General features: G+C 63.1%; 20 protein-coding genes. 11 read left to right on the top strand and 9 right to left on the bottom strand.

The genetic code is table 11. The features are described 5' to 3' along the window. Positions 1 to 4 precede the first annotated feature (4 nt). The 9 genes from P0D68_RS19730 (at position 5) to P0D68_RS19690 (ending at position 10,361) form a co-directional block, all read left to right on the top strand. Positions 5 to 358 (top strand): phage holin family protein, encoded by a 354-nt coding sequence (locus P0D68_RS19730; protein WP_091798141.1) that lies wholly within the window; start codon positions 5 to 7, stop codon positions 356 to 358. Between the two features lie 11 nt (positions 359 to 369). Next, positions 370 to 1,200 carry a methylenetetrahydrofolate reductase [NAD(P)H] gene (gene metF / locus P0D68_RS19725; protein WP_408181544.1) on the top strand — a complete coding sequence of 277 codons (831 nt, stop codon included), beginning with the start codon at positions 370 to 372 and terminating at the stop codon, positions 1,198 to 1,200. Between the two features lie 289 nt (positions 1,201 to 1,489). After that, positions 1,490 to 3,133 carry an ABC transporter substrate-binding protein gene (locus P0D68_RS19720; protein WP_408299876.1) on the top strand — a complete coding sequence of 548 codons (1,644 nt, stop codon included), beginning with the start codon at positions 1,490 to 1,492 and terminating at the stop codon, positions 3,131 to 3,133. A gap of 195 nt (positions 3,134 to 3,328) precedes the next feature. Then, positions 3,329 to 4,957 carry an ABC transporter substrate-binding protein gene (locus tag P0D68_RS19715; RefSeq protein WP_408181541.1) on the top strand — a complete coding sequence of 543 codons (1,629 nt, stop codon included), beginning with the start codon at positions 3,329 to 3,331 and terminating at the stop codon, positions 4,955 to 4,957. Between the two features lie 139 nt (positions 4,958 to 5,096). Next, the gene (locus tag P0D68_RS19710; RefSeq protein ID WP_091798153.1) at positions 5,097 to 6,107 is read left to right on the top strand and encodes an ABC transporter permease subunit; all 1,011 of its coding nucleotides are present in this window, start codon (positions 5,097 to 5,099) and stop codon (positions 6,105 to 6,107) included. A gap of 88 nt (positions 6,108 to 6,195) precedes the next feature. Then, positions 6,196 to 7,113, top strand: a complete 918-nt coding sequence (locus P0D68_RS19705) for an ABC transporter permease subunit (protein WP_408299878.1) — start codon at positions 6,196 to 6,198, stop codon at positions 7,111 to 7,113. An 83-nt stretch (positions 7,114 to 7,196) separates the two neighbouring features. Continuing rightward, the gene (locus tag P0D68_RS19700) at positions 7,197 to 8,201 is read left to right on the top strand and encodes an ABC transporter ATP-binding protein (protein ID WP_408299880.1); all 1,005 of its coding nucleotides are present in this window, start codon (positions 7,197 to 7,199) and stop codon (positions 8,199 to 8,201) included. After that, positions 8,198 to 9,217, top strand: coding sequence for a peptide ABC transporter ATP-binding protein (locus P0D68_RS19695; RefSeq protein ID WP_091798162.1), 1,020 nt, complete (start codon positions 8,198 to 8,200; stop codon positions 9,215 to 9,217). The genes P0D68_RS19700 and P0D68_RS19695 overlap by 4 nt, the downstream gene beginning before the upstream one ends. Continuing rightward, on the top strand, positions 9,210 to 10,361 hold the full coding sequence (locus tag P0D68_RS19690) for a TraB/GumN family protein (RefSeq protein ID WP_408299882.1): 1,152 nt from the start codon (positions 9,210 to 9,212) through the stop codon (positions 10,359 to 10,361). Before P0D68_RS19695 ends, P0D68_RS19690 begins: the two co-directional genes overlap by 8 nt. A 17-nt stretch (positions 10,362 to 10,378) precedes the next feature. Here the strand turns inward: P0D68_RS19690 and mazF are convergent, their stop codons facing one another. From mazF to pxpB, 8 genes are all read right to left on the bottom strand, one after another. Next, positions 10,379 to 10,741 carry a type II toxin-antitoxin system toxin MazF gene (gene mazF, locus P0D68_RS19685; protein WP_408299884.1) on the bottom strand — a complete coding sequence of 121 codons (363 nt, stop codon included), beginning with the start codon at positions 10,739 to 10,741 and terminating at the stop codon, positions 10,379 to 10,381. Beyond that, the gene (locus P0D68_RS19680; RefSeq protein WP_408299886.1) at positions 10,741 to 11,124 is read right to left on the bottom strand and encodes an AbrB/MazE/SpoVT family DNA-binding domain-containing protein; all 384 of its coding nucleotides are present in this window, start codon (positions 11,122 to 11,124) and stop codon (positions 10,741 to 10,743) included. The genes mazF and P0D68_RS19680 overlap by 1 nt, the downstream gene beginning before the upstream one ends. After that, positions 11,121 to 12,926: a tetratricopeptide repeat protein gene (locus P0D68_RS19675; protein WP_408299888.1), complete on the bottom strand. Its 1,806-nt coding sequence runs from the start codon at positions 12,924 to 12,926 to the stop codon at positions 11,121 to 11,123. The genes P0D68_RS19680 and P0D68_RS19675 overlap by 4 nt, the downstream gene beginning before the upstream one ends. A gap of 215 nt (positions 12,927 to 13,141) precedes the next feature. Next, complete coding sequence (locus P0D68_RS19670) at positions 13,142 to 14,098, bottom strand: DUF979 domain-containing protein (protein WP_408299890.1); 957 nt, start codon at positions 14,096 to 14,098, stop codon at positions 13,142 to 13,144. Beyond that, positions 14,095 to 14,844 (bottom strand): DUF969 domain-containing protein, encoded by a 750-nt coding sequence (locus P0D68_RS19665; RefSeq protein WP_408181522.1) that lies wholly within the window; start codon positions 14,842 to 14,844, stop codon positions 14,095 to 14,097. Before P0D68_RS19665 ends, P0D68_RS19670 begins: the two co-directional genes overlap by 4 nt. A 242-nt stretch (positions 14,845 to 15,086) precedes the next feature. Continuing rightward, positions 15,087 to 15,839, bottom strand: coding sequence for a 5-oxoprolinase subunit PxpA (pxpA, locus tag P0D68_RS19660; protein ID WP_408299892.1), 753 nt, complete (start codon positions 15,837 to 15,839; stop codon positions 15,087 to 15,089). 19 nt (positions 15,840 to 15,858) lie between these two features. Continuing rightward, positions 15,859 to 16,911, bottom strand: coding sequence for a 5-oxoprolinase subunit C family protein (locus P0D68_RS19655; protein ID WP_408181518.1), 1,053 nt, complete (start codon positions 16,909 to 16,911; stop codon positions 15,859 to 15,861). Next, positions 16,908 to 17,561, bottom strand: coding sequence for a 5-oxoprolinase subunit PxpB (pxpB, locus tag P0D68_RS19650; protein WP_408181516.1), 654 nt, complete (start codon positions 17,559 to 17,561; stop codon positions 16,908 to 16,910). The genes P0D68_RS19655 and pxpB overlap by 4 nt, the downstream gene beginning before the upstream one ends. 207 nt (positions 17,562 to 17,768) lie before the next feature. Here pxpB and P0D68_RS19645 point away from each other — a divergent pair, with 207 nt between their 5' ends. Further along, the gene (locus P0D68_RS19645; RefSeq protein WP_007179899.1) at positions 17,769 to 18,281 is read left to right on the top strand and encodes a winged helix DNA-binding protein; all 513 of its coding nucleotides are present in this window, start codon (positions 17,769 to 17,771) and stop codon (positions 18,279 to 18,281) included. 57 nt (positions 18,282 to 18,338) lie between these two features. On the opposite strand, the gene P0D68_RS19640 is transcribed toward P0D68_RS19645, so the two are convergent. Then, positions 18,339 to 18,881, bottom strand: coding sequence for a 5-formyltetrahydrofolate cyclo-ligase (locus tag P0D68_RS19640; RefSeq protein ID WP_286162012.1), 543 nt, complete (start codon positions 18,879 to 18,881; stop codon positions 18,339 to 18,341). Positions 18,882 to 18,958: 77 nt separating this feature from the next. Here P0D68_RS19640 and P0D68_RS19635 point away from each other — a divergent pair, with 77 nt between their 5' ends. Next, the gene (locus P0D68_RS19635; RefSeq protein ID WP_091798190.1) at positions 18,959 to 20,926 is read left to right on the top strand and encodes a lytic transglycosylase domain-containing protein; all 1,968 of its coding nucleotides are present in this window, start codon (positions 18,959 to 18,961) and stop codon (positions 20,924 to 20,926) included. Positions 20,927 to 20,938: the final 12 nt, after the last annotated feature.

The raw sequence follows: 20,938 nt of genomic DNA, 5'->3' as shown, positions 1-20,938 counted from the left end.
CTACATGACCTTGCTGCTGACCTGGCTGATCAACGCGCTTGCGCTCCTGATCATCACCTACCTCGTTCCGTCGATTCATATCCGCAGTTTCGGCACCGCGCTGATCGTCGCGGTGGTGCTCGGGTTGATCAATACGATCCTGCGGCCGGTGCTGATCCTGCTGACGCTGCCCGTGACGATTCTCACGCTCGGACTCTTCATTCTGGTGGTCAACGCGCTGTGCTTCTGGCTGTGCGCTTCGCTGCTGAAGGGCTTTGAAGTGTCGGGATTCTGGTCGGCGTTCTTCGGCTCGATTCTGTACAGCATCGTTTCGTGGCTGCTGTCCGCGCTCATTTTCGGCAACCGCAGTCTCGGTTGACCCACTGAATCATGAACCCGATCGAACTTTCATTCGAATTCTTCCCGCCGAAAACGCAGGAAGGCGTCGACAAGCTGCGCGCCACGCGCGCCCAGCTCGCCACGCTCAAGCCCAAGTTCGTGTCCGTCACGTTCGGCGCCGGCGGCTCGACGCAACAGGGCACGCTCGATACCGTCGTCGATATGGCGAAGGAAGGGCTCGAAGCGGCGCCGCACGTGTCGTGCATCGGCTCGTCGAAAGAGAGCCTGCGCGCTATTCTCGACGAGTACCGCGCGCATGGCATCCGCCATATCGTCGCGCTGCGCGGCGATCTGCCGTCCGGCATGGGCGAAGTCGGCGAGTTGCGTTACGCGTCGGAACTGGTGAGCTTTATCCGCGCCGAGTTTGGCGACTGGTTCTGGATCGAAGTGGCCGGCTACCCGGAATACCACCCGCAGTCGCGCTCGCCGCGTCAGGATCTGGACAACTTCGCTCGCAAGGTGAAGGCCGGCGCCAATTCGGCGATCACGCAGTATTTCTTCAACGCGGACGCCTACTTCCGTTTCGTCGACGACGCGCGCAAGCTCGGCGTGGACGTGCCGATCGTGCCGGGCATCATGCCGATCACGAACTTCTCGCAGCTGATGCGTTTCTCGGAGATGTGCGGCGCTGAAGTGCCGCGCTGGATCGCGCGCCGGCTGGAGAGCTTCGGCGACGACCGCGAGTCGATTCGCGCATTCGGGCTGGATGTGGTGACGGACCTGTGCGGGCGTCTGATCGATGCCAAGGTGCCGGGCCTGCACTTCTACACGTTGAATGGCGCCGCTGCGACCAAAGCGATCTGCGAACGGTTGAACACGTAAGATTCGCATCACGTCGTTGAGACGAAACCGCGCGGCTGTTTTTAGCCGCGCGGTTTTTTTTCGCGCTGCGAATGGCGGCCCGGGCGTTCATGCGAATGCGGGGCTCCGCCGTGCGACCGCAGCTGTGATGACGCAAACCGTCGCTCGCACGCCCGTTGCGAGAGTCGCTGCGTCGCAACAAACCCAGGGTTCCGCGCCAACCTTGCGGCGCGTAAGCCCGCATTGAACCCGAATTTTGTGCTGTCTATGATCAAAGCGCAGCTGACGTGGCTGCTGTGCGGAGAACGTAATGACGGTATCCAAGTTGCTGTTTGCAGTTCGCCAAACCTGTCTTCCAGCGCTGAGCGCCTGCGCGGTGCTGACTGCGGGCCTGTCCCCCGCCGCCGCCAATGCGGCCACGCTGCCCGACAAGACCCTCGTGTTCTGCTCCGAAGGCAGTCCGGCGGGCTTCGACAGTGCGCAGTACACCACCAGCGTCGAATTCAGCGCGGGCTCGTACACGGTCTACAACCGGCTGATCGAGTTCGCGCACGGCAGCACGGATATCGAACCGAGTCTGGCCGAAAAGTGGGATGTGTCGCCCGACGGGCTGACGTATACGTTTCATTTGCGCCACGGTGTGAAATTCCAGACCACCTCGTTTTTCAAGCCGACGCGCGAATTCAACGCGGACGACGTCGTCTTCACTTATCAACGGATGCTCGATCCGGAGCAGCCGTTCCGCAAGGCGTATTCGGTGCCGTTCCCGTATTTCACCGATCTCGGCCTCGCCAAGAACATTGCGAAGATCGAAAAGGTCGATCCGTACACGGTCAAGTTCACGCTGAAAGAAGTCGATGCGCCGTTTTTACAACAGATCGCGATGCCGTTCGCATCGATCCTCTCGGCGGAATACGGCGATCAGTTATTGAAAGCGGGTAAAGCGTCGGATATCAATCAATATCCGGTCGGCACCGGCCCATTCATTTTCCGCAGCTATACGAAAGACGATACGATTCGCTTCGACGGTAATCCCGATTACTGGAAGCCGGGTATCGTCAAAGTCAGCAAACTGATATTCGCGATTACCGTCGATCCGGCCGTGCGCCTGCAAAAACTCAAGCGCGGGGAATGCCAGGTGATGGCGTATCCGCGTCCCGCTGATATTCCGGCGGTAAAAGCCGACGCGTCGCTGGCCATGCCGAACCAGGTGGGTTTCAACCTCGGCTATATCGCCTACAACACCACCAAGAAACCGCTCGACAATGTGCTGGTGCGCCGTGCGCTCGATATGTCGATCAATAAGAAAGCGATTATCGAATCGGTCTATCAGGGCGCGGGACAAGCGGCGACGAACCCCATGCCGCCGACCCAGTGGGGCTACGACAAGAATCTGAAGGACGCCCCGTTCGACACGGAAAAAGCCAAAGCGCTGCTGAAACAGGCGGGTTATCCAGACGGTTTCGACCTGACGCTGTGGGCCATGCCGGTTCAACGGCCGTATAACCCGAACGCGCGGCTCATGGCGGAAATGCTGCAAGCCGATTGGGCGAAGATCGGCGTCAAGGTGAAGATCGCCACTTATGAATGGGGCGAATATATTCGCCGCGGCCATGCCGGCGAACATGAAGCGATGCTGATCGGCTGGACCGGCGATTATGGCGACCCGGATAACTGGCTCGGCGTATTGCTGGGTTGCGACGCGGTGAACGGCAGTAACTTTTCCAAATGGTGCTACAAGCCTTACGACGATCTGATCAAGAAAGGCCGCGGCACCACCGACCTGCCTGAGCGCACCAAGGCTTATACGGAAGCGCAGGAGATATTCAAAGATCAGGTCCCATTTACGCCGATCGCCCACTCCACGGTCTATCAGCCGATCAGCAAGAACGTCACCGGCTTCAAGATCGACCCGTTCGGCCCGACGCAATTCATGAATGTCGGCCTGAAATAACGCCGGCGGGCCGTTTTTTTGCTTCGGCACCCCTCTGCGGCCGCACGTTCCCGGTAATGCCGGCGTGCGGCCACGCTTATGCCCGATTGGTTTCCGATCGTCAACAGAGGGAATTTCCTCCGCTTGTTGCTGTGAGCCAAGCTCAAGTAATATCGCGCTACGCCGGCGGGAGCCGGCCACGAACCTGGAGGAAACATGAAGCAAAACAATCTGTTGCGCGCCGCGCGTGTTACGACGCTCGTCGCAGCTGCAGCGGCATCGATGGTGGGCGCAAGTGTCGCGCGCGCCGAGATTCCGAATAAAACCCTGGTTTACTGCTCAGAAGGCAGTCCTGCGGGTTTCGATCCGGCCCAGTACACCACGGGCACCGATTTCACGGCTAATACATTCACCGTTTACAACCGTCTCGTCGAATTCGAACGCGGCGGCACCAAGGTCGAACCGGGCCTCGCCGAAAAGTGGGAAGTGTCGGCGGACGGCAAGACGTACACGTTCCACCTGCGTCATGGCGTGAAGTTCCAGACCACGTCGTTCTTCAAGCCGACGCGCGAATTCAATGCGGACGACGTCGTGTTCACGTTCCAGCGCATGCTGGACCCGAACTCGGCCTTTCATAAGGCTTACCCGGTTCAGTTCCCGTACTTCACGGACATGGGCCTCGACAAGCTGATCACCGGCGTCGAAAAGGTCGATCCGTACACGGTCAAGTTCACGCTGAAGGAAGTCAACGCACCGTTCATCCAGAATCTGGCGATGGAATACGCGTCGATTCTGTCTAGCGAATACGGCGACCAGTTGTTGAAGGCCGGCAAGGCTGCCGACATCAACCAGTTCCCGGTCGGCACGGGCCCGTTCATTTTCCGCAGCTACACGAAAGACGCGACGATCCGCTTCGACGGCAATCCGGATTACTGGAAGCCGAACACGGTGAAAATCTCGAAGCTGATCTTCTCGATCACGCCGGACGCCGGCGTGCGCGTGCAGAAGATCAAGCGCGACGAATGCCAGGTGATGAGCTATCCGCGTCCGGCCGACATCGCGCCGCTGAAGGCTGAAGCGAACATCGCGATGCCGTCGCAACCGGGCTTCAACCTCGGCTACCTCGCGTACAACGTGTCGCACAAGCCGGTCGACAAGGTCGAAGTGCGTCAGGCGCTCGACATGGCGATCAACAAGAAGGCGATCATCGAGTCGGTGTACCAGGGCGCGGGCCAGGCTGCCACGAACCCGATGCCGCCGACCCAATGGTCGTACGACAAGAACCTGAAGGGCGCAGCCTACGACGCGGACAAGGCCAAGGCCTTGCTGGCGAAGGCCGGCTACCCGAACGGCTTCGACATCACCCTGTGGGCGATGCCGGTGCAGCGCGCGTACAACCCGAACGCCCGCCTGATGGCGGAAATGATCCAGGCCGACTGGGCCAAGATCGGCGTGAAGGCCAAGATCGTCACGTATGAGTGGGGCGAGTACATCAAGCGCGCTCACGCAGGTGAAGACGACACGATGCTGATCGGCTGGACCGGCGACAACGGCGATCCGGACAACTGGCTCGGCACGCTGCTCGGCTGCGAAGCGGTGAACGGCAACAACTTCTCGAAGTGGTGCTACAAGCCGTTTGACGACCTGATCCAGAAGGGCCGCGTCACGTCCGATCAGGGCGCGCGCACCACGGCTTATATGCAGGCGCAGCAGATCTTCGCGCAGCAACTGCCGTTCTCGCCGATCGCTCACTCTACGGTGTACCAGCCTGTCAGCAAGAAGGTCGTGGACATGCGTATCGAACCGCTCGGCTACGCGCGTTTCGATGGCGTCAGCGTCAAGTAATACACCAAGCAAGTCGTAAAATTCACGCAGTACGCTTTTCGCACGGTTAGAAAACTGGTCGAAATGGTCCGGCGACCGGGGTCACAAGCCCTCGTCGCCGGTTGCGTTTTTTCTTCATCAAGACCATAGGGACAAAACCATGTTCCGCTTTGTTTTGCGCCGCATCGGCATGGTGATTCCGACCTTCATCGGCATCACGATCCTCGCGTTCGCGCTGATTCACCTGATACCGGGCGACCCCATCGAAGTGATGATGGGCGAGCGCGGCGTCGATCCCGCCATGCACGCCGCGGCCATGCACCGGCTCGGGCTCGACGAATCCCTGCCCATGCAGTACGTCCACTACATCGGACGCGCGCTGCACGGCGACCTCGGCACCTCGATCATCACCAACACCAGCGTGATGGGCGAATTCCTCGCACGCTTTCCCGCTACCGTCGAACTGTCGATCTGCGCGATGCTGTTCGCCTTGATCGTCGGCTTGCCGGCGGGCGTGTTCGCGGCCTTGCGGCGCGGCACCGTGGTCGATCACGGCGTGATGGGCACGGCACTCACCGGCTACTCGATGCCGATCTTCTGGTGGGGCTTGATCCTCATCATGGTGTTCTCCGTGAAGCTCGGCTGGACGCCGGTGTCCGGCCGCATCGCGGTCGAATACGACATTCCGCACGTGACCGGCTTCATGCTGATCGACGCCATGATGTCCACCGACGAAGGCGCGTTCAAATCCGCGCTGAGCCATCTGATCCTGCCGGCCATCGTGCTCGGCACGATTCCGCTGGCAGTGGTCGCGCGTATGACGCGTTCGTCGATGCTCGAAGTGCTGCGCGAGGACTACATCCGCACCGCGCGCGCGAAGGGCTTGTCGCCGGGGCGCGTGATCGTCGTGCATGCGTTGCGCAACGCGCTGATTCCGGTCGTGACCGTGATCGGTCTGCAGGTCGGCACGCTGCTCGCGGGCGCGGTGCTCACTGAGACGCTGTTTTCGTGGCCGGGTATCGGCAAGTGGCTGATCGACGCGATCGGCCGGCGCGACTATCCGGTGGTGCAGGGCGGTATTCTGATGATCGCCACGCTGGTCATTGTCGTGAACCTCGTCGTCGATCTGTTGTACGGCGTGTTGAATCCGCGCATCCGCCATACGAGGTAAATATGAACCCCCACGCTCACATTTGTTCGCTGCCCCCCGAGGGGGCGCATGCCTCCCTTGAGGCGGCTCGGCGGGAGGCATACTGATCATGGCAGACATTCAAAACACAGTCCCCCAGTCGGTCACTCCCCCGAGTGGCCGCGCTATCGCCGCCCGAGAATTCTGGGCGAATTTCTCGCGTAACCGTGGCGCGGTCGGCGCCGGTGTCATCGTGCTCGTGCTGATCTTTATCGCGATCTTCGCGCCGTTGATCGCGCCGCACAGCCCGATCGAGCAATACCGCGACTTCGTGAAGATTCCGCCCGCATGGCTCGACGGCGGCAACTGGAAGTTCATTCTCGGCACCGACGAAGCGGGCCGCGACATCCTTTCGCGCCTGATGTACGGCGCGCGGCTCTCGTTCTGGATCGGCTTCGTTTCGGTCGTGCTCGCGCTGATTCCGGGCGTCGTGCTCGGTTTGATCGCGGCATTCTTCGAAAAGTGGGCTGACACGCCGATCATGCGCATCATGGACGTGCTGCTCGCGCTGCCGTCGCTGCTGCTCGCTGTTGCGGTGGTCGCAATCATCGGCCCGGGCCTCGTCAATACCATGCTCGCCATCGCGATCGTCGCGTTGCCCGGCTACGTGCGTTTGACGCGCGCGTCGGCGCAAGGCGAGTTGCAGAAGGAATACGTGACGGCCTCGCGCGTGGCGGGCGCCAGCACCTTGCGTCTGATGTTCTCGCAAGTGCTGCCCAACTGCACCGCACCGCTGATCGTGCAGGCTACGTTGGGCTTTTCGTCGGCGATTCTCGACGCCGCGGCGCTCGGCTTTCTCGGCCTCGGGGTGCAACCGCCTTCGGCGGAGTGGGGCGCGATGCTGGCCTCGGCACGTGACTACATCGACAGCGCATGGTGGATCGTCACGATGCCGGGTCTGTCCATCCTGATCTCGGTGCTCGCGATCAATCTGCTCGGCGACGGGCTGCGCGACGCACTCGATCCCAAACTGAAAAGGATGGCGTAATGAAACAGCCCCCACACTCACTTCATTCGCTGCCCCCCGAGGGGGCAAGTCAGCACGCTTCGGGCGGCCGTGCGCGCGCTGACATGTCTAGCCTATTGACCATCCGCAATCTCGCGGTGGACTTCAACGGACTGCCCGCCGTCGACCGGATCAACCTCGATGTCGCGCCGGGCGAAGTGGTCGGCGTGGTCGGCGAATCGGGCTCGGGCAAGAGCGTGACGATGATGGCGCTGATGGGCCTGATCGACGCGCCCGGCAAAGTGACGGCCGACGAAATCACCTTCAACGGCAAGAACCTGCTGAAGGCCTCGGCGAAGGAACGCCGCAAGATCATCGGCAAAGATATCGCGATGGTGTTCCAGGACGCGCTCACCAGCCTGAATCCGAGCTACACGGTCGGCTATCAGATCAAGGAAGTGCTGAAGCTGCACGAAGGCTTGCGCGGCAGCGCGCTGGACAAGCGCGCTTTGGAACTGCTCGACCAGGTCGGCATTCCGGACGCGAAAAGCCGTATCAGTTCGTTCCCGCATCAGATGTCGGGCGGCATGAACCAGCGCGTGATGATCGCGATGGCGATTGCCTGCAACCCGAAGCTGCTGATCGCCGACGAGCCGACCACCGCGCTCGACGTGACGATCCAGGCGCAGATCATGGAACTGCTGATCAAGCTGCAGAAGGAACGCGGCATGGCGCTCGTGCTGATTTCGCATGATCTGGCGGTGGTGTCCGAGGTCGCGCAACGCGTCGCGGTCATGTACGCTGGCGAAGTGATCGAGACCAACCGCGTGCCGGACATTTTCGCCGCGCCGCATCATCCCTATACGGAAGCGTTGCTGGCGGCGATTCCAGAGCACAATGTCGGCGCCGTGCGGCTGGCGGCCCTGCCGGGCATGGTGCCGGGTCGCGACGACCGTCCGAAGGGCTGTCTGTTCGCACCACGCTGCAAGTACGTGGTCGACGACTGCACCAAGGCGCGGCCCGCGCTCGCGCCGATGGAAGGTCACGCTGAGGTGGCGCGCGTGCGCTGCATCAAACCCCTGAACCTGAGCGGCGACGCCAACATTCACACCCATGGAGGCGCACGATGAACGCAGTACTCGAAACGCGGCGCCAGTCGGACCATGCGGGCGACCACGTACTGGTCGCGGAGCAATTGGCGCGTTATTACACGGTTAAGCGCGGTCTGTTCGCCACCGGCACGGTGAAGGCGCTCAACGGCGTCTCGTTTGCGCTGGAGCGCGGCAAGACCTTGGCCGTGGTCGGTGAATCCGGCTGCGGCAAATCGACGCTCGCGCGTCAACTCACCATGATCGAAGCGCCCAGCGCGGGCCGCTTGCTGATCGACGGTGAAGACGTGGCCGGCGCCGATCACGCGAAGATCGCCGCGCTGCGGCGGCGCGTGCAGATGGTTTTCCAGAACCCGTTTGCCTCGTTGAATCCGCGCAAGACCGTCGAGCAGACGTTGGGCGAGCCGCTCGCGATCAACACGCAACTGAGCCCGACCGAGCGCGCCGAGCGCATCGCGCAGATGATGCGCACCGTCGGCCTGCGTCCGGAACATGCGAAGCGCTATCCGCATATGTTCTCCGGCGGCCAGCGGCAGCGTGTGGCGATTGCGCGCGCGATGATTCTCGACCCGCAGATCGTCGTTGCCGACGAACCCGTGTCGGCGCTCGACGTCTCGATCCAGGCGCAGATTCTGAATCTGTTCATGGACCTGCAGCAGCAGTTCAAGACCAGCTACGTGTTCATCTCGCACAACCTCTCGGTGGTGGAGCATATCGCCGACGATGTGATGGTGATGTACTTCGGCGGCGTGGCGGAGCTCGGCGACAAGAAGCGCATTTTCTCGAAGCCGCGTCATCCGTACACGCGCGCGTTGATGTCGGCGACGCCTTCGATCTTCGAAGCGGATCGCTCGATCAAGATCAAGCTGCAAGGTGAAATGCCGTCGCCGCTGAATCCGCCGTCGGGCTGCACGTTCCATCAACGCTGCCCGTACGCGATCGACCGCTGCCGCAGTGAAGAACCGAAGCTGCGTGAAGTGGATGGCCGCCAGGTGTCGTGTCACCGCGCCGAGGAGGTGGGGGACATGGATGCCTGATGGGGTGGCGGCGCGTCGTCTTACGCGCCGCTTGCGTGATGGCGACCTTGGTGCTGCTTTCTCGCGGCGCTGGAGGGCGCGTGCACTGACCGGTGCCGCGCTCATCGGCGTTTGTTCTGTCTTTCATCCGGGCACGACAGCGATCGGCGTCGCGCATGCCGCCGGTGCCGCCGCCAATACGCCCGCGCAGGCGGGGCGCCCGGCACTGCCGGTGCCCAACATGCCGGCGCCGCCACGCGCCAGCTTGCCGGGTTTCAATCCGCCGCCCGCCTCGCCGGGCACTACGGCGAGCGGCCCGGTGCGCGCGCAGCCGGCGCGCATGCCGTTCTATGTCGCGACTCGCGGCACGATCACCCTCTACGTGCTGGGCACGCTGCACGTCGGCGACCCGGCTGACTACCCCGCCAATCAGCCCTTCCGCGCACCGATCCTCGGCGCACTGGCTGCCTCGCCGACGCTGGCGCTCGAACTCTCACCCGACGAACTGCTTGTTTCGCAAGATGACGTTGCGAAGTACGGCGTCTGCCGGCGCGACTGTCTGCCCGGTCTGCTGCCCGAGCCTTTGTGGCACAAGCTGGCGCTTCGACTGCGCGCTAACCCGGCGGCACTGGATGCCATCAAGAAAATGCGGCCCTGGCTCGCTTCGTTGCTGGTTGAAACCTACGATTCTTTGAGCGCCGGTCTGCAGACCGAGTACGGTTCGGAAGCGCAGTTACAGAACGTGTATATCCGCACGCGCGGCAAGATCGTCGGTCTCGAGACGTTGCCGCAGCAGATGCGCGCATTCACGGGGCTGACGCTCGCGCAGCAGCGCGAGATGCTGGCGCAGGATCTGGTGCAGACACCGGCGGAAAACGTCGAGGACGTGCGGACCTTGCATCGCCTATGGCGTGTGGGCGATGCGGATGCAATCGCCGCCTGGCAGGCAGCGAAGTCCGAAAAGCTGGCGCGCGACAAGCGCATCTCCGATTCGATCGACAACAAGATCGTCTATGACCGCAACCGGCGTTTCGTGTCGCGAATGCTGCTGATCGCCGCGCCGAACAAGCCGGTGTTCGTGGCGATCGGCGCGCTGCATCTGGGTGGCCGCAAAGGCGTGCTGGAGCTTTTGCGGCAGCGCGGGTTCGTGGTGGAGGCGGGGTGAGGCGTCGCCAGACGTTGTTATGGCGCGGGGTCGATGGCGCTAATGACCCGCGCGACCATTTCGTCAGCGGTGACCTTGTCGAGCGTCTCGATGTAGCGGGCTGAGCCTGCGCTCACACGTGCATCGATGTCGAAAGTGCGAACCTGATTGCAGACTGCGACGCCGCTCGTGTCGTGCCCAGAGATCGGAACCGCAAGTCCGACGTTGCGGGTGAAACTCCCCGCGCTGGTGATGGGCACGGTCATGCAAACGCCCAACGCATTGATCTCGCCAGGTGTGATGACGACGAAACGGTGCCTGTCTTTCCTTTCGCGGCCTGCTACCGGTTTGGGATCGATCCAGTACACGTCGCCGCGTCGTGGTGCATCGCGTTTTGCCATTAGCCAAGCTCGCGTCCGACCGACCCTCCATCGCGCGCCCACGCTGTGTCCGCATTCAATTCGGCAATGCTTTCAGAGCCCTCGAGTATTTCGGCTAGCGAGTAGCGCCTACGCGCTGAAGCAAGCGGCCGCGCAATTAATTGTCCGTCTGCGACGTCGAGAGTCATCTGGTCGCCCGCATCGACGTGAAGAAGCTTGAGAAGCGCTGGTGGAATCGTCATCACCAGGGCGCCCCCCTGGCGGCGAATTTTCGATATGACAGCCATGGTCTCGTTTCCTGTCGGCGATGAGCTGTCGATGTGCAACAAATGTGGCACATTTTCGTGGCTTACCGGACCGTGCGTCACCGCGCCAAAATTTGTCCCACTTTGAAATTTGCTCACTGAGCCTCCTTCTTTAGAGCTTGCGTCACTTCTTCAACCACCGGCATCCAATCCCCCAACACCGCTTGCCGGAACAACCTCATCCCCGGATACCAAGGCGAGTCGCTGCGCGCTTCCAACCAGCGCCAATCTGAATTGGCAGGCAGCAGTAACCACACCGGTTTGCCCAACGCGCCGGCCAGATGCGCGACGCCGGTGTCCACGGCAATCACCAGATCGAGATTCATGATCAGCGCGGCCGTGTCTTCGAAGCTGTTCAGCGCGGCGGTGAAATCGTTGGCACGGAAAGCCGGCGATGCGTCGGCCAACTGCGCATGCGCCGGGCCCTTTTGCAGCGCGTACCAGGCGACGTTCTCCGCCTCGCTGAGCGGGCTCAGGTCGGCGAGCGTCGTCGACCGATAGCGGTCGTTGCCGAATGTGGGACTGCCGGCCCAGACAAGGCCCGCCTTTCGCTTCGATTCATTGGCTGCGCCGAGCCGTTTGCGCCACGCTTTCGTTTTCGCCTTGTCGGCGAACAGGTAGGGCACGTCCGCGGGAAGGGTTGAGAGATCCAGGTCAAGACAGGACGGCACGCTCATCATCGGCACCCAGAAATCGTACTCACCGTCGGGCTTGCCGCTGTACGCGCGGTGTATGCCCGCCATACGCCCGACCAAAGGCAGCAGAGCCTCGCGCACGCAGAGGTCGACGATGGCGCCGCGCTGCGCGAGCACGCTTGCAAAGCGCAGGAACTGGAAGTGGTCGCCGAAACCTTGCTCGCCGACCAGCAGCAGGCGACGCCCTTCGAGCGGCTCGCCCCGCCATTCGGTCACGCCCGGCACCGCGATCGCGTCGTAGTCGTTCCTGCGCCAGCGCAACGCGAATTCAGCCCAGCCTTCCTTGTAGTCGCCGCGCTTGAGCAACAGCCACGCGAGATTCTGATGCGCGTCGGCGTAATGCGGATCGTGGGCGAGTGCTCGCCGGTAGAAACCTTCCTCTTCGTCGAGGCGCCCTTGAGCGCCGATCGAGCCGCCCAGACACACCAGGTGAGTCGGAATCGGTTTGAGTGCGACCGCGCGCCGGTAATGCGATTCTGCGCCGGCATAGTCGCCGAGCTTGCCGATCAGGCTGCCCAGATTCACGTGCGCCTCCGCGTAATTCGTACGCAGCGCCAAGGCTTGCTTGAAGCTGGCGATCGCCGCGCCGTGGTCGCCCTGCGCCTGGTACGTGTTTCCCGCGCTGAAGTGCGCCTCCGCGGATGTCGGATCGAGCGACAGGACGTGCCGATAGCACGCGAGCGCTTCGTCGAAACGGGCGAGCTTGTTCAGCGCCGTGCCGAGGTTCAGATGCGCGTCGAGCAGCGCGGGGTTCGATGCCAGCGCCAACCGGTAGTGCTCGATCGCTTCGAGGAAGGCGCCTTGCGCTTGCAGCGCGACGCCGAAGTTGTTGTGCGCGTCGGCGAAATCTGGCTGGAGTTGCAGTGCCTGGTCGTAGCAGATCATCGCTTCGTCGAGATGGCCGAGCGCGGCGGCCACGAGTCCACGGTTGCTCCAGCAGGCGGCATCGTGCCGGTCGAGTTTGAGCGCGCGGCTCATCAGGCCGGCGGCGGTGTCGTGGTTGCCGCGTTGATAGTGCAGCACGCCGAAGTAGTGCAAGGCTCCCGTATGGGCGCCATCGAGCGTGAGCGCCTCGCGATAAAACGATTCGGCCGTGTCGAGCCTGCCGGCCTGGTGCGCTTCGAGCGCGGCGTCGATCAATGCGGTGAGATAGGCGGTGGGTGGCAGAGCGGCGTGCGTGCGCTCAGGCTGCGATTGATGTTCCATGGAAACCTGCGGGAGAGCGACGGCAGTGCGTGCTGCGTGAGCCGGCGCATGTGGATGGGAGACCATCCAGCATCGTAGAGTTGCCGCTCGTTTCCCGACGATCGGACGCTTCCTAATTCGGTTGCATCCATGTCGTGCAGTGTGACCATTTCACTGACACATCGCAGAAAAATCCTGCGATGCGTCAGTGTTTATTGATTGCTGAAGAAAAAGTCCTACAAGAACATCAGGAAATTCAGCAGGAAGATATTCACGATCAGCAAGGTCAGCGCGGTCGGGATCTGCACTTTGATCACTGCGTTCTTATCGGGCAATTCCAGCAGCGCGGCCGGCACCATGTTGAAGTTCGCGGCCATCGGCGTCATCAGCGTGCCGCAGTAGCCCGAGAACATGCCGATCGCGACCATCACCGCCGGATTGCCGTGGAACACGCCCACCAGAATCGGCACGCCGACGCCGCCCGTCATCACCGGGAATGCGGCGAAGCCGTTGCCCATCACCATGGTGAAGAGCGCCATGCCGATGCAGTACACGGCCACCGCAATGAAGCGATAGTCGAGGCTGATGTAGGCCGTGGTCACGTGTGCGACGGCCTTGCCGACCCCGGCGTCCGAGAACACGAGGCCGAGCATGCCGAGCATCTGCGGCAGCACTGCTGCCCACGACAACGCATCGACCAGCCGGCGCGTTTCCTTCATCGACTGGCCGACGGTGTCGCGCGTCATTACGCAGGCAATCGCGAGCGCGATCACGCAGCCGATCCCGAAACCGATCAGCGTGACGTTGGCCTTCTCGATCAGCGGCAAGCCGCCGAACACCAGATGGCTCGCCGAGAGCGTGATGATCACGGTGACAACCGGAATCGTCAGCGCGGGCACAAACAGCTTGTTGCGAAGACGCGCGGCGCTGGCCATACGCGCTTCGAGCGACAGCACTTTCGGCTTGGCCGCGGTCACGCCGCCGAAGCCGGCAATCAGCGCCATCACGATGACGAGCACACCGACCACGGCCGGCGGCAGCTTGTCGCCGATCAGGAAGATCAGCGCGTAGAGAATCCAGAAACCGCCGGCCGTGAAACGGCGTGGGTGATCCTTGTCCGTGACGATCATGCCGCCGACAACGAGCAGCACCACGCCCAACAGCCAGAACAGATAGGTGATCGAGAGCGTCATGCCTGGTCTCCTGCGGCGGATTGTTTCGGCGAAACGGCAGCCTGGCTGGCCGTGGCGTTGCCGCGCAGTTCGCGTTCGAGTTTGCGGTCGAGCAGATACAGGCGGAAGCCGTGAATGATGAATGCGCAGATAGCGGTCGGAATGCCCCACACGGCCACGTGAATCGGCTCGACGATGATTCCCGCTTCCTTCAGGAAGGTGGTCATCAGCACGATCGCGCCGAACGCCACGAAAATGTCCTCGCCGAAGAAGAGCCCCACGTTGTCGGTCGCCGCGGAGAACGCGCGCAATTTGAAGCGCACGGCGTCGCTGATCTTGCCGAAGCGGGTTTCGGTCGCGCCTTCGGCCATCGGCGCGATCAGCGGACGCACCATTTGCGGATGGCCGCCGAGTCCGGTCAGGCCGACCGCCGCGGTCAGTTCGCGCACCAGCAGATAGACGATCAGAAGACGCCCGGCGGTCGCGGCCTTGATGCCGCCGATCCACGCTTGCGCGCGTTCACGCAGTCCGTGCCGTTCGAGCAGACCGATCACGGCCAGCGGCAGCAGAATGATCAACGGGATATTGCGGGTCTTGATAAAACCGGTGCCGATCTCGGCAAGAATCTTTTCAGGCGGGAAGTGCGCGGCGAGGCCCGTGATAATCGCGGCGACCGCCACGATCAGCATCGGATTGAACCGCAATAAAAAGCCGACGATGATGACGGCCACGCCAATGAGCGGCCATAGACTGACTGTTGTCTGCATCTGGATCTCCAAACAGGGTTTCAACCTTGCCGCTTGTGACGGCTAACGTGGGCCGGCGTCCGGTGGTCCGGGCGCCGTCTTGTTGCGACGGCTCTTGATGGCCGCCTCTGCTTCGAACTACACCTGCTGACTACGGGTACTGCTATGCGCCCTGTACCTGGCAAACGCCCCGCATGAAGCGGGGCGTGGGAAAGGTGCAGAAGGTTTGAATCGCGCTGTCCGGCTCGCGTTTCGGCCGACGCTCAGGCGCGGGCGGCGACGGCCGCATGGACTTCGATGCCGGCGTCCCGCAGCGCGCCACGAATGCGCCGCGCAAACGCCAGCGCATGCGGACCGTCCCCGTGCAGGCAAATGGTCTGCGCGTTCAGCGGCACCCATTGGCCGTCCACGGCCTGCACGCGTTGCTCGCGAATCATGGTGAGCGTGCGCGCCAGCACTTCGTCTTCGTCGTCGAGCAGCGCGCCGGGTTCTTTGCGCGGCACCAGCGAACCGTCAGCGCGATAGCCGCGATCGGCGAAGACTTCCTCGATCGCGGTGAGGCCCGCGTTGCGCGCGGCCGTCACGAGTCCGCTGTTGGCCAGCGCGAACACCGCCACCGACGGATCGAAATCGTGCACCGCCGAGACGATCGCGTCGGCGATCCTGTCATCGCGCGCGGCCTGGTTGTACAGCGCGCCGTGCGGCTTGACGTGCGCAATGCGCCCGCCCTCCGCCTGGGCGATCGCCGAGAGTGCGCCGAGCTGGTACAACACGCCCGCGTAAATCTCGTTGGCCGGCAGATCCATTTCCTTGCGACCGAAATTTTCCGGATCGTTGAAGCTTGGATGCGCGCCGATCGACACGCCTTTCCGCACCGCCCAGCGCACGCAGTCGTGCATCGCATTGGCGCCGCCCGCGTGCCAGCCGCACGCGATATTCGCCGAGCTGACGAGGTCCAGCAGCGCCTCGTCGGACCCGCTGCCTTCGCCGAGGTCGGCGTTCAAATCGATTTCCATGGAGTTCCCCTACTCAGTATTACAGCGCCGCGACGGCCGACTGGCGCGCGCAGCGTTCTTCATGCATGGCGATCGCCGCGTCGATCTGCCGCAAGTACGTGCGCTCTTCCAGCAAAGCCTGACGCGCCTCGTAAGGCGTCGTCGGAATGAAGCGTACGGATGCGTTCAGGCGAACCTGCGCGAGCTTCCAGAGGTCGGCCTGAATCACCGCGCCGATCTTCGGATAGCCGCCCGTGGTTTGTGCATCGCTCAACAGCACGATCGGCTGGCCGTTCGGCGGCACCTGAATCGTGCCCGGCAGCACGGCGTGCGAAAGCAGATCGGTTTTCTGCGTGCGTTTGAGCTCGGCGCCGGCAAGGCGATAGCCCATGCGGTTGCTGTTCGGCGTGACGAGCCATTCATCGGACCAGAAGGATTCGTGGGCTTCCTCGGTGAAGTGCTCGTACTCCGGTCCGCGCAGCACGCGGATCGGCACGGCCCACGGCACGCCGGACGGATGACGCCCACGCCGCAGCGGCTCGTGAACCAGCACGAACTTGCACCACGCGGGCGCCTTCACGCCGAACTCCGGCGCCTCGGGCGTAAAGCCGAGATGGCCGCGCTGAGGCGGCGCACCCACCGGCAGGCGATCGCCGTCGCGTAACGCCCGGCCGCCGAGTCCGCCGAAATGGCCCGCCAGATCGGTGCTGCGCGAGCCGAGCATCGGCAGCACGTCGACGCCGCCCGCCACGCACACATAACCGCGCATGCCGCGCTTCGCCGCGTTCAACACCAGTTCCTGGCCGGCCTGCACCGGCAGGCTCCACCACGAGTAGACCGGTTTGCCGTCGAGCGTCGCGCCGAACTCGGTGCCGGTGATCGCGACCCGCGTGGCGCGCAGAAAGCGCAGCACGGTCGGCCCGAAGGTGATTTCCAGACCGGCCGCATCGGGCCGGTTGCCGACCAGCCGGTTGCCGACTTCGAGCGACAGACGGTCGAGCGCTCCGCCCATCGCGACGCCCAGATGCCGGTAGCCATGACGGCCGAGATCCTGAATCGTGGTCAACAGACCCGCGCGAATCACATCGATCATGCCTGTATCCCCGCGATGGTGAAGCGCACCCGGTCGCCCGGTTGCAGCAGCGTGGGCGGCCGGCGCGCCGGGTCGAACAGCGGCAGCTCGGTGCGGCCGATCAACTGCCAGCCGCCGGGCGACGTGGCCGGATAGATGCCGGTCTGTTCGCCGCCGATACCAACCGACCCAGCCGGTACTTCGAGCCGCGGCGACGCGCGGCGCGGCGTGTGCAGCGCGGCTTCGAGCCCACCCATATAGGCGAAGCCCGGCTGGAAGCCGAGGAAGAACACCACGTAGTCGCCATTCGAATGACGTTCGACGACCTCGCGCACGCTCAAACCCGTGTGATCGGCGACCGCTTTCAGATCAGGACCGAACTCGCCGCCGTACTGCACCGGAATCTCGACTTCGCGGCCCGGCGCGGGCGCGTCGCTCACCGCATTCCAGGCCGTCTGCAGGTGGCTTACCAGCGCGTCGCGGTCGGCCTCGAGCGGATCGAAAACCAGCGTGAGATTGTTCATGCCGGGCACCACCTCCAGCACATGCGGCCATTCGCGCGCGGCAGCGGCCGCCGCCCACACGCGACGCTGGCATTCCAGCGTGGCAGGCGGCGGCGCCTCGCAGACTAGCGCGGTATCGCCGAGCGGAAAGATTCTTGGTTGGCTCATGAGTTAACGGCCCAGGTCGAGTCGGAGGATTCGGGCACAGCACACCCTTTGACCGGTTATCGGCATCGGGCAGGCGACGATTGAAGCGTACATTATCAATAAAATATCAACAATTTCTCAATAAGCGTTTTTGCCAGGCTCCCTGGGATCGAGCGCTCGTCGTACACTCCCGACACCTTCCCAATCTGCCTCTCGAGAATCTTTGCCATGTCGCGCCATCCCACCAAGATCGTTTCCTCGGAACATCTCGTGTCTGAGACCAGCGCGGAGCTGTCGGAACTCGAGTACGCGCTCATCATGGCAGGCAACGCCTTCAATCGATGGATGGTGCGCTGCATGTCGGCGGCGGGAGACAAGGACATGACCGCTATCGAGGTCTCGCTGCTGCATCACGTCAGCCATCGCGAGCGCCGCAAGAAGCTGGCGGACATCTGCTTCGTTCTGAACATCGAAGACACGCACGTCGCCACTTACGCATTGAAGAAGCTCGTAGCTAGAGGGTATGTAAAAAGCGAAAAGACCGGCAAGGAAGTGTTCTTCTCGGCAACCGAAGCCGGCCGTGAGCTCTGTCTGAAATATCGCGAGGTGCGTGAGAGTTGCCTGATCTCCACGCTGAAGGAAAGCGGCCTGACCAACGAGCAGATCGGCGAGGCGGCGCAACTGATGCGCAACGCGTCCGGTCTTTACGACACGGCGGCGCGGGCGGCCGCGTCTTTATAACGCGGCCCGGTGTGCGTCCGGCTGGCGCGGCCGCCCGGCGCGGCACCCGCCGAACGCCTAACCCGCCGGGTGCGGGTAGAGCGCTGCCTCGGTGACGATCAGATCGAGCGGAATGTCGTGGGTTTCGCGCTGCAATGCGGGCGTGCGGCAAGCTTCGTAGGCGATGCCCACGGTGATCGGCTTCTTCGCGCCCGGCCACGCAGCCAGCGTGCGATCGTAATAGCCGCCGCCATAACCGAGCCGGTAGCCGTGGGCGTCGAAACCCACGCACGGCACGAACAGCAGTTCGGGTGTCACGATACGCCCCGAAGACGGCTCGGCGATCTTGTGATGGCCGATCTTCATCGGCATGTCGGGCGTCCATGCGTGAAATTCCAGCGGCTCGCCGCGCGCCTTGATCACCGGCAAACTGGCCTCGCGTTGCGCGCCTGCCGCAAGCCAGATCGAGATCGCCGCACGCGCGTCGAACTCGCCGGCGAGCGGCCAGTAGAATCCCACGCTATTCACGCCGTACTGCTTCAACGCATCGAGCAGGCGCCGTGCGAGCGCGGTATTGCGCGCCGGCTCGGAAGCCGCTTGCAGCCTTGCTTCCAATAGCATTTTACGCAGCGCCTTTTTCGATTCGGCGGCAGGGTTGCATGCTATGCTTGAGTTCAATTCGCGCTCCAGAAACAACGATGTCAAAACGCCTTTACCGAGTATATCGCGCGGCCGGTCTGGCGCTTGCCGCTGCGGCACTCGTCGCGTGCAGCACGGCCTCCGCCGTCAAGCCCCTTCCCCTTTCGCAACTCACGAACGACGACCAGATCTTCGTTCAGCTACGCGAGGCCGCCCGTAGTAACGACGCGGCGCGTGCAGCGCAGCTTGCCAGCATGATTCCGGACTATCCGGCGCCTGCGTATCTGGAGTACTTCCAGATCAAGCCGCAGTTGTTCGATTCGAGTGGGCACGCGCGCATCGACGCGCCTGACGCGCCGGTGCTGAGCTTCCTGCAGAAGTACGACGGCCAGGCGATCGCAGACCGCCTGCGCAACGACTACCTCACGGTGCTCGGCGCGCGTCACGACTGGCGCAACTTCGATCAGCAATACGCCCGCTTCGTCCTGAACGACGATACCCAGGTGAAGTGCTACGCGCTCGAATCGCGCGCCTCGCGCGGCGAAAATGTCGCCGACGCGGCCCGCGCGCTGCTGGTCGATCCGAAATGGTACGGCGACGGCTGCGTGGATCTGATCAACGCGCTGGCCATCAATCAGCAGTTCAGTTCCGCCGACGTGTGGCAACAGATCCGCCTCGCCTACGAACAGAACTACACCAACACCGGCGCGAAGCTCGTCGACGCGCTCAGCAACCAGCCGCCCGACCCGGTGCTGTTCAATCAGGCCGCCAATACGCCGCCGTTGCTGCTGGCGCGCGGCGTCGGGCCGGATACGCAGTCGCATCAACTGGCGTTGCTGGCTATCACACGCATGGCGCGCAATGATCCGGCCATGGCCGCAGCCACGTTCGCCTCGGTGGCGCCGTCGCTGAGTTCGCCCGAACGCGCGATCGGCTGGGGCACGATTGCTTATCAGGCTGCCGCCAAGCAGATGCCGGGCGCGGTGGACTGGTATCGCCTGTCGGTGAATGCGCCGCTCTCGAACCCCGCGTATGAATGGCGCACCCGCACCGCATTGCTCGCAGGCGACTGGACGATGGTGCGCTGGTCGATCGAACAGATGCCGGCGGCGCTGCGCAACCAGCCGTCGTGGGTGTATTGGCATGCGCGAGCGCTCAAGCAGGCGGGCGACACGACCACGGCCAATCAGGAGTTCGAGTCGATTTCGCAGGGCTACAACTTCTACGGCCAACTGGCGGCGGAAGAACTGGGCCAGAAGATCACGGTCCCGCCAAAAACCGCGGTGAGCGACGCCGAGGTCCAGCAAGCCGGCAACACGCCCGGCTTCGACCTGGCGCAACGGTTCTATGCGCTGAATCTGCGGCTCGAAGGCAATCGCGAATGGAACTGGCCGCTGCGCAACATGAGCGACCGGCAACTGCTCGCCACGGCCGAATACGCACGCCGTATCCAGCTGTATGACCGCACCGTCAACACGGCGGACCGCACGAAGAGCGAGCACGATTTCTCGCTGCGCTATCTGTCGCCGTTCAAGGATATCGTCGAGCGTGATTCGCAGTCGAATGGGCTGGACGTGGAATGGGCATACGGGCTGATTCGCCAGGAGTCGCGCTTCATCATGAACGCGCGCTCGGAAGTCGGCGCGAGCGGGTTGATGCAGTTGATGCCGGGCACCGCGCAACTGGTCGCGAAGAAGATCGGCCTGGGTCCGATCTCGCGTGAGCAGATGAACGACATCAACACCAACATCCTGCTCGGCACGAACTATCTGTCGATGATCTACAATCAGTTCGACGGGTCCGCCGTGCTAGCCACCGCGGGCTATAACGCAGGCCCGGGCCGTCCGCGCAGCTGGCGGCAATCCTTGCAGCATCCGGTGGAAGGCGCGATCTTCGCCGAGGCGATTCCGTTCCAGGAAACGCGCGACTACGTTAAGAATGTGTTATCCAACACGGTCTATTACGCGGCATTGTTCGAAGGCCGTCCGCAATCGCTGAAGGCGCGTCTGGGTTATATCGCACCGTAAGCGCCGTGCCGC

Source organism: Paraburkholderia sp. RL17-380-BIE-A, assembly GCF_046028085.1.
GTDB lineage: Bacteria > Pseudomonadota > Gammaproteobacteria > Burkholderiales > Burkholderiaceae > Paraburkholderia.
Note: the sequence above shows the minus strand (reverse complement) of the source record. Positions and strands in the feature narration are given on the sequence as shown.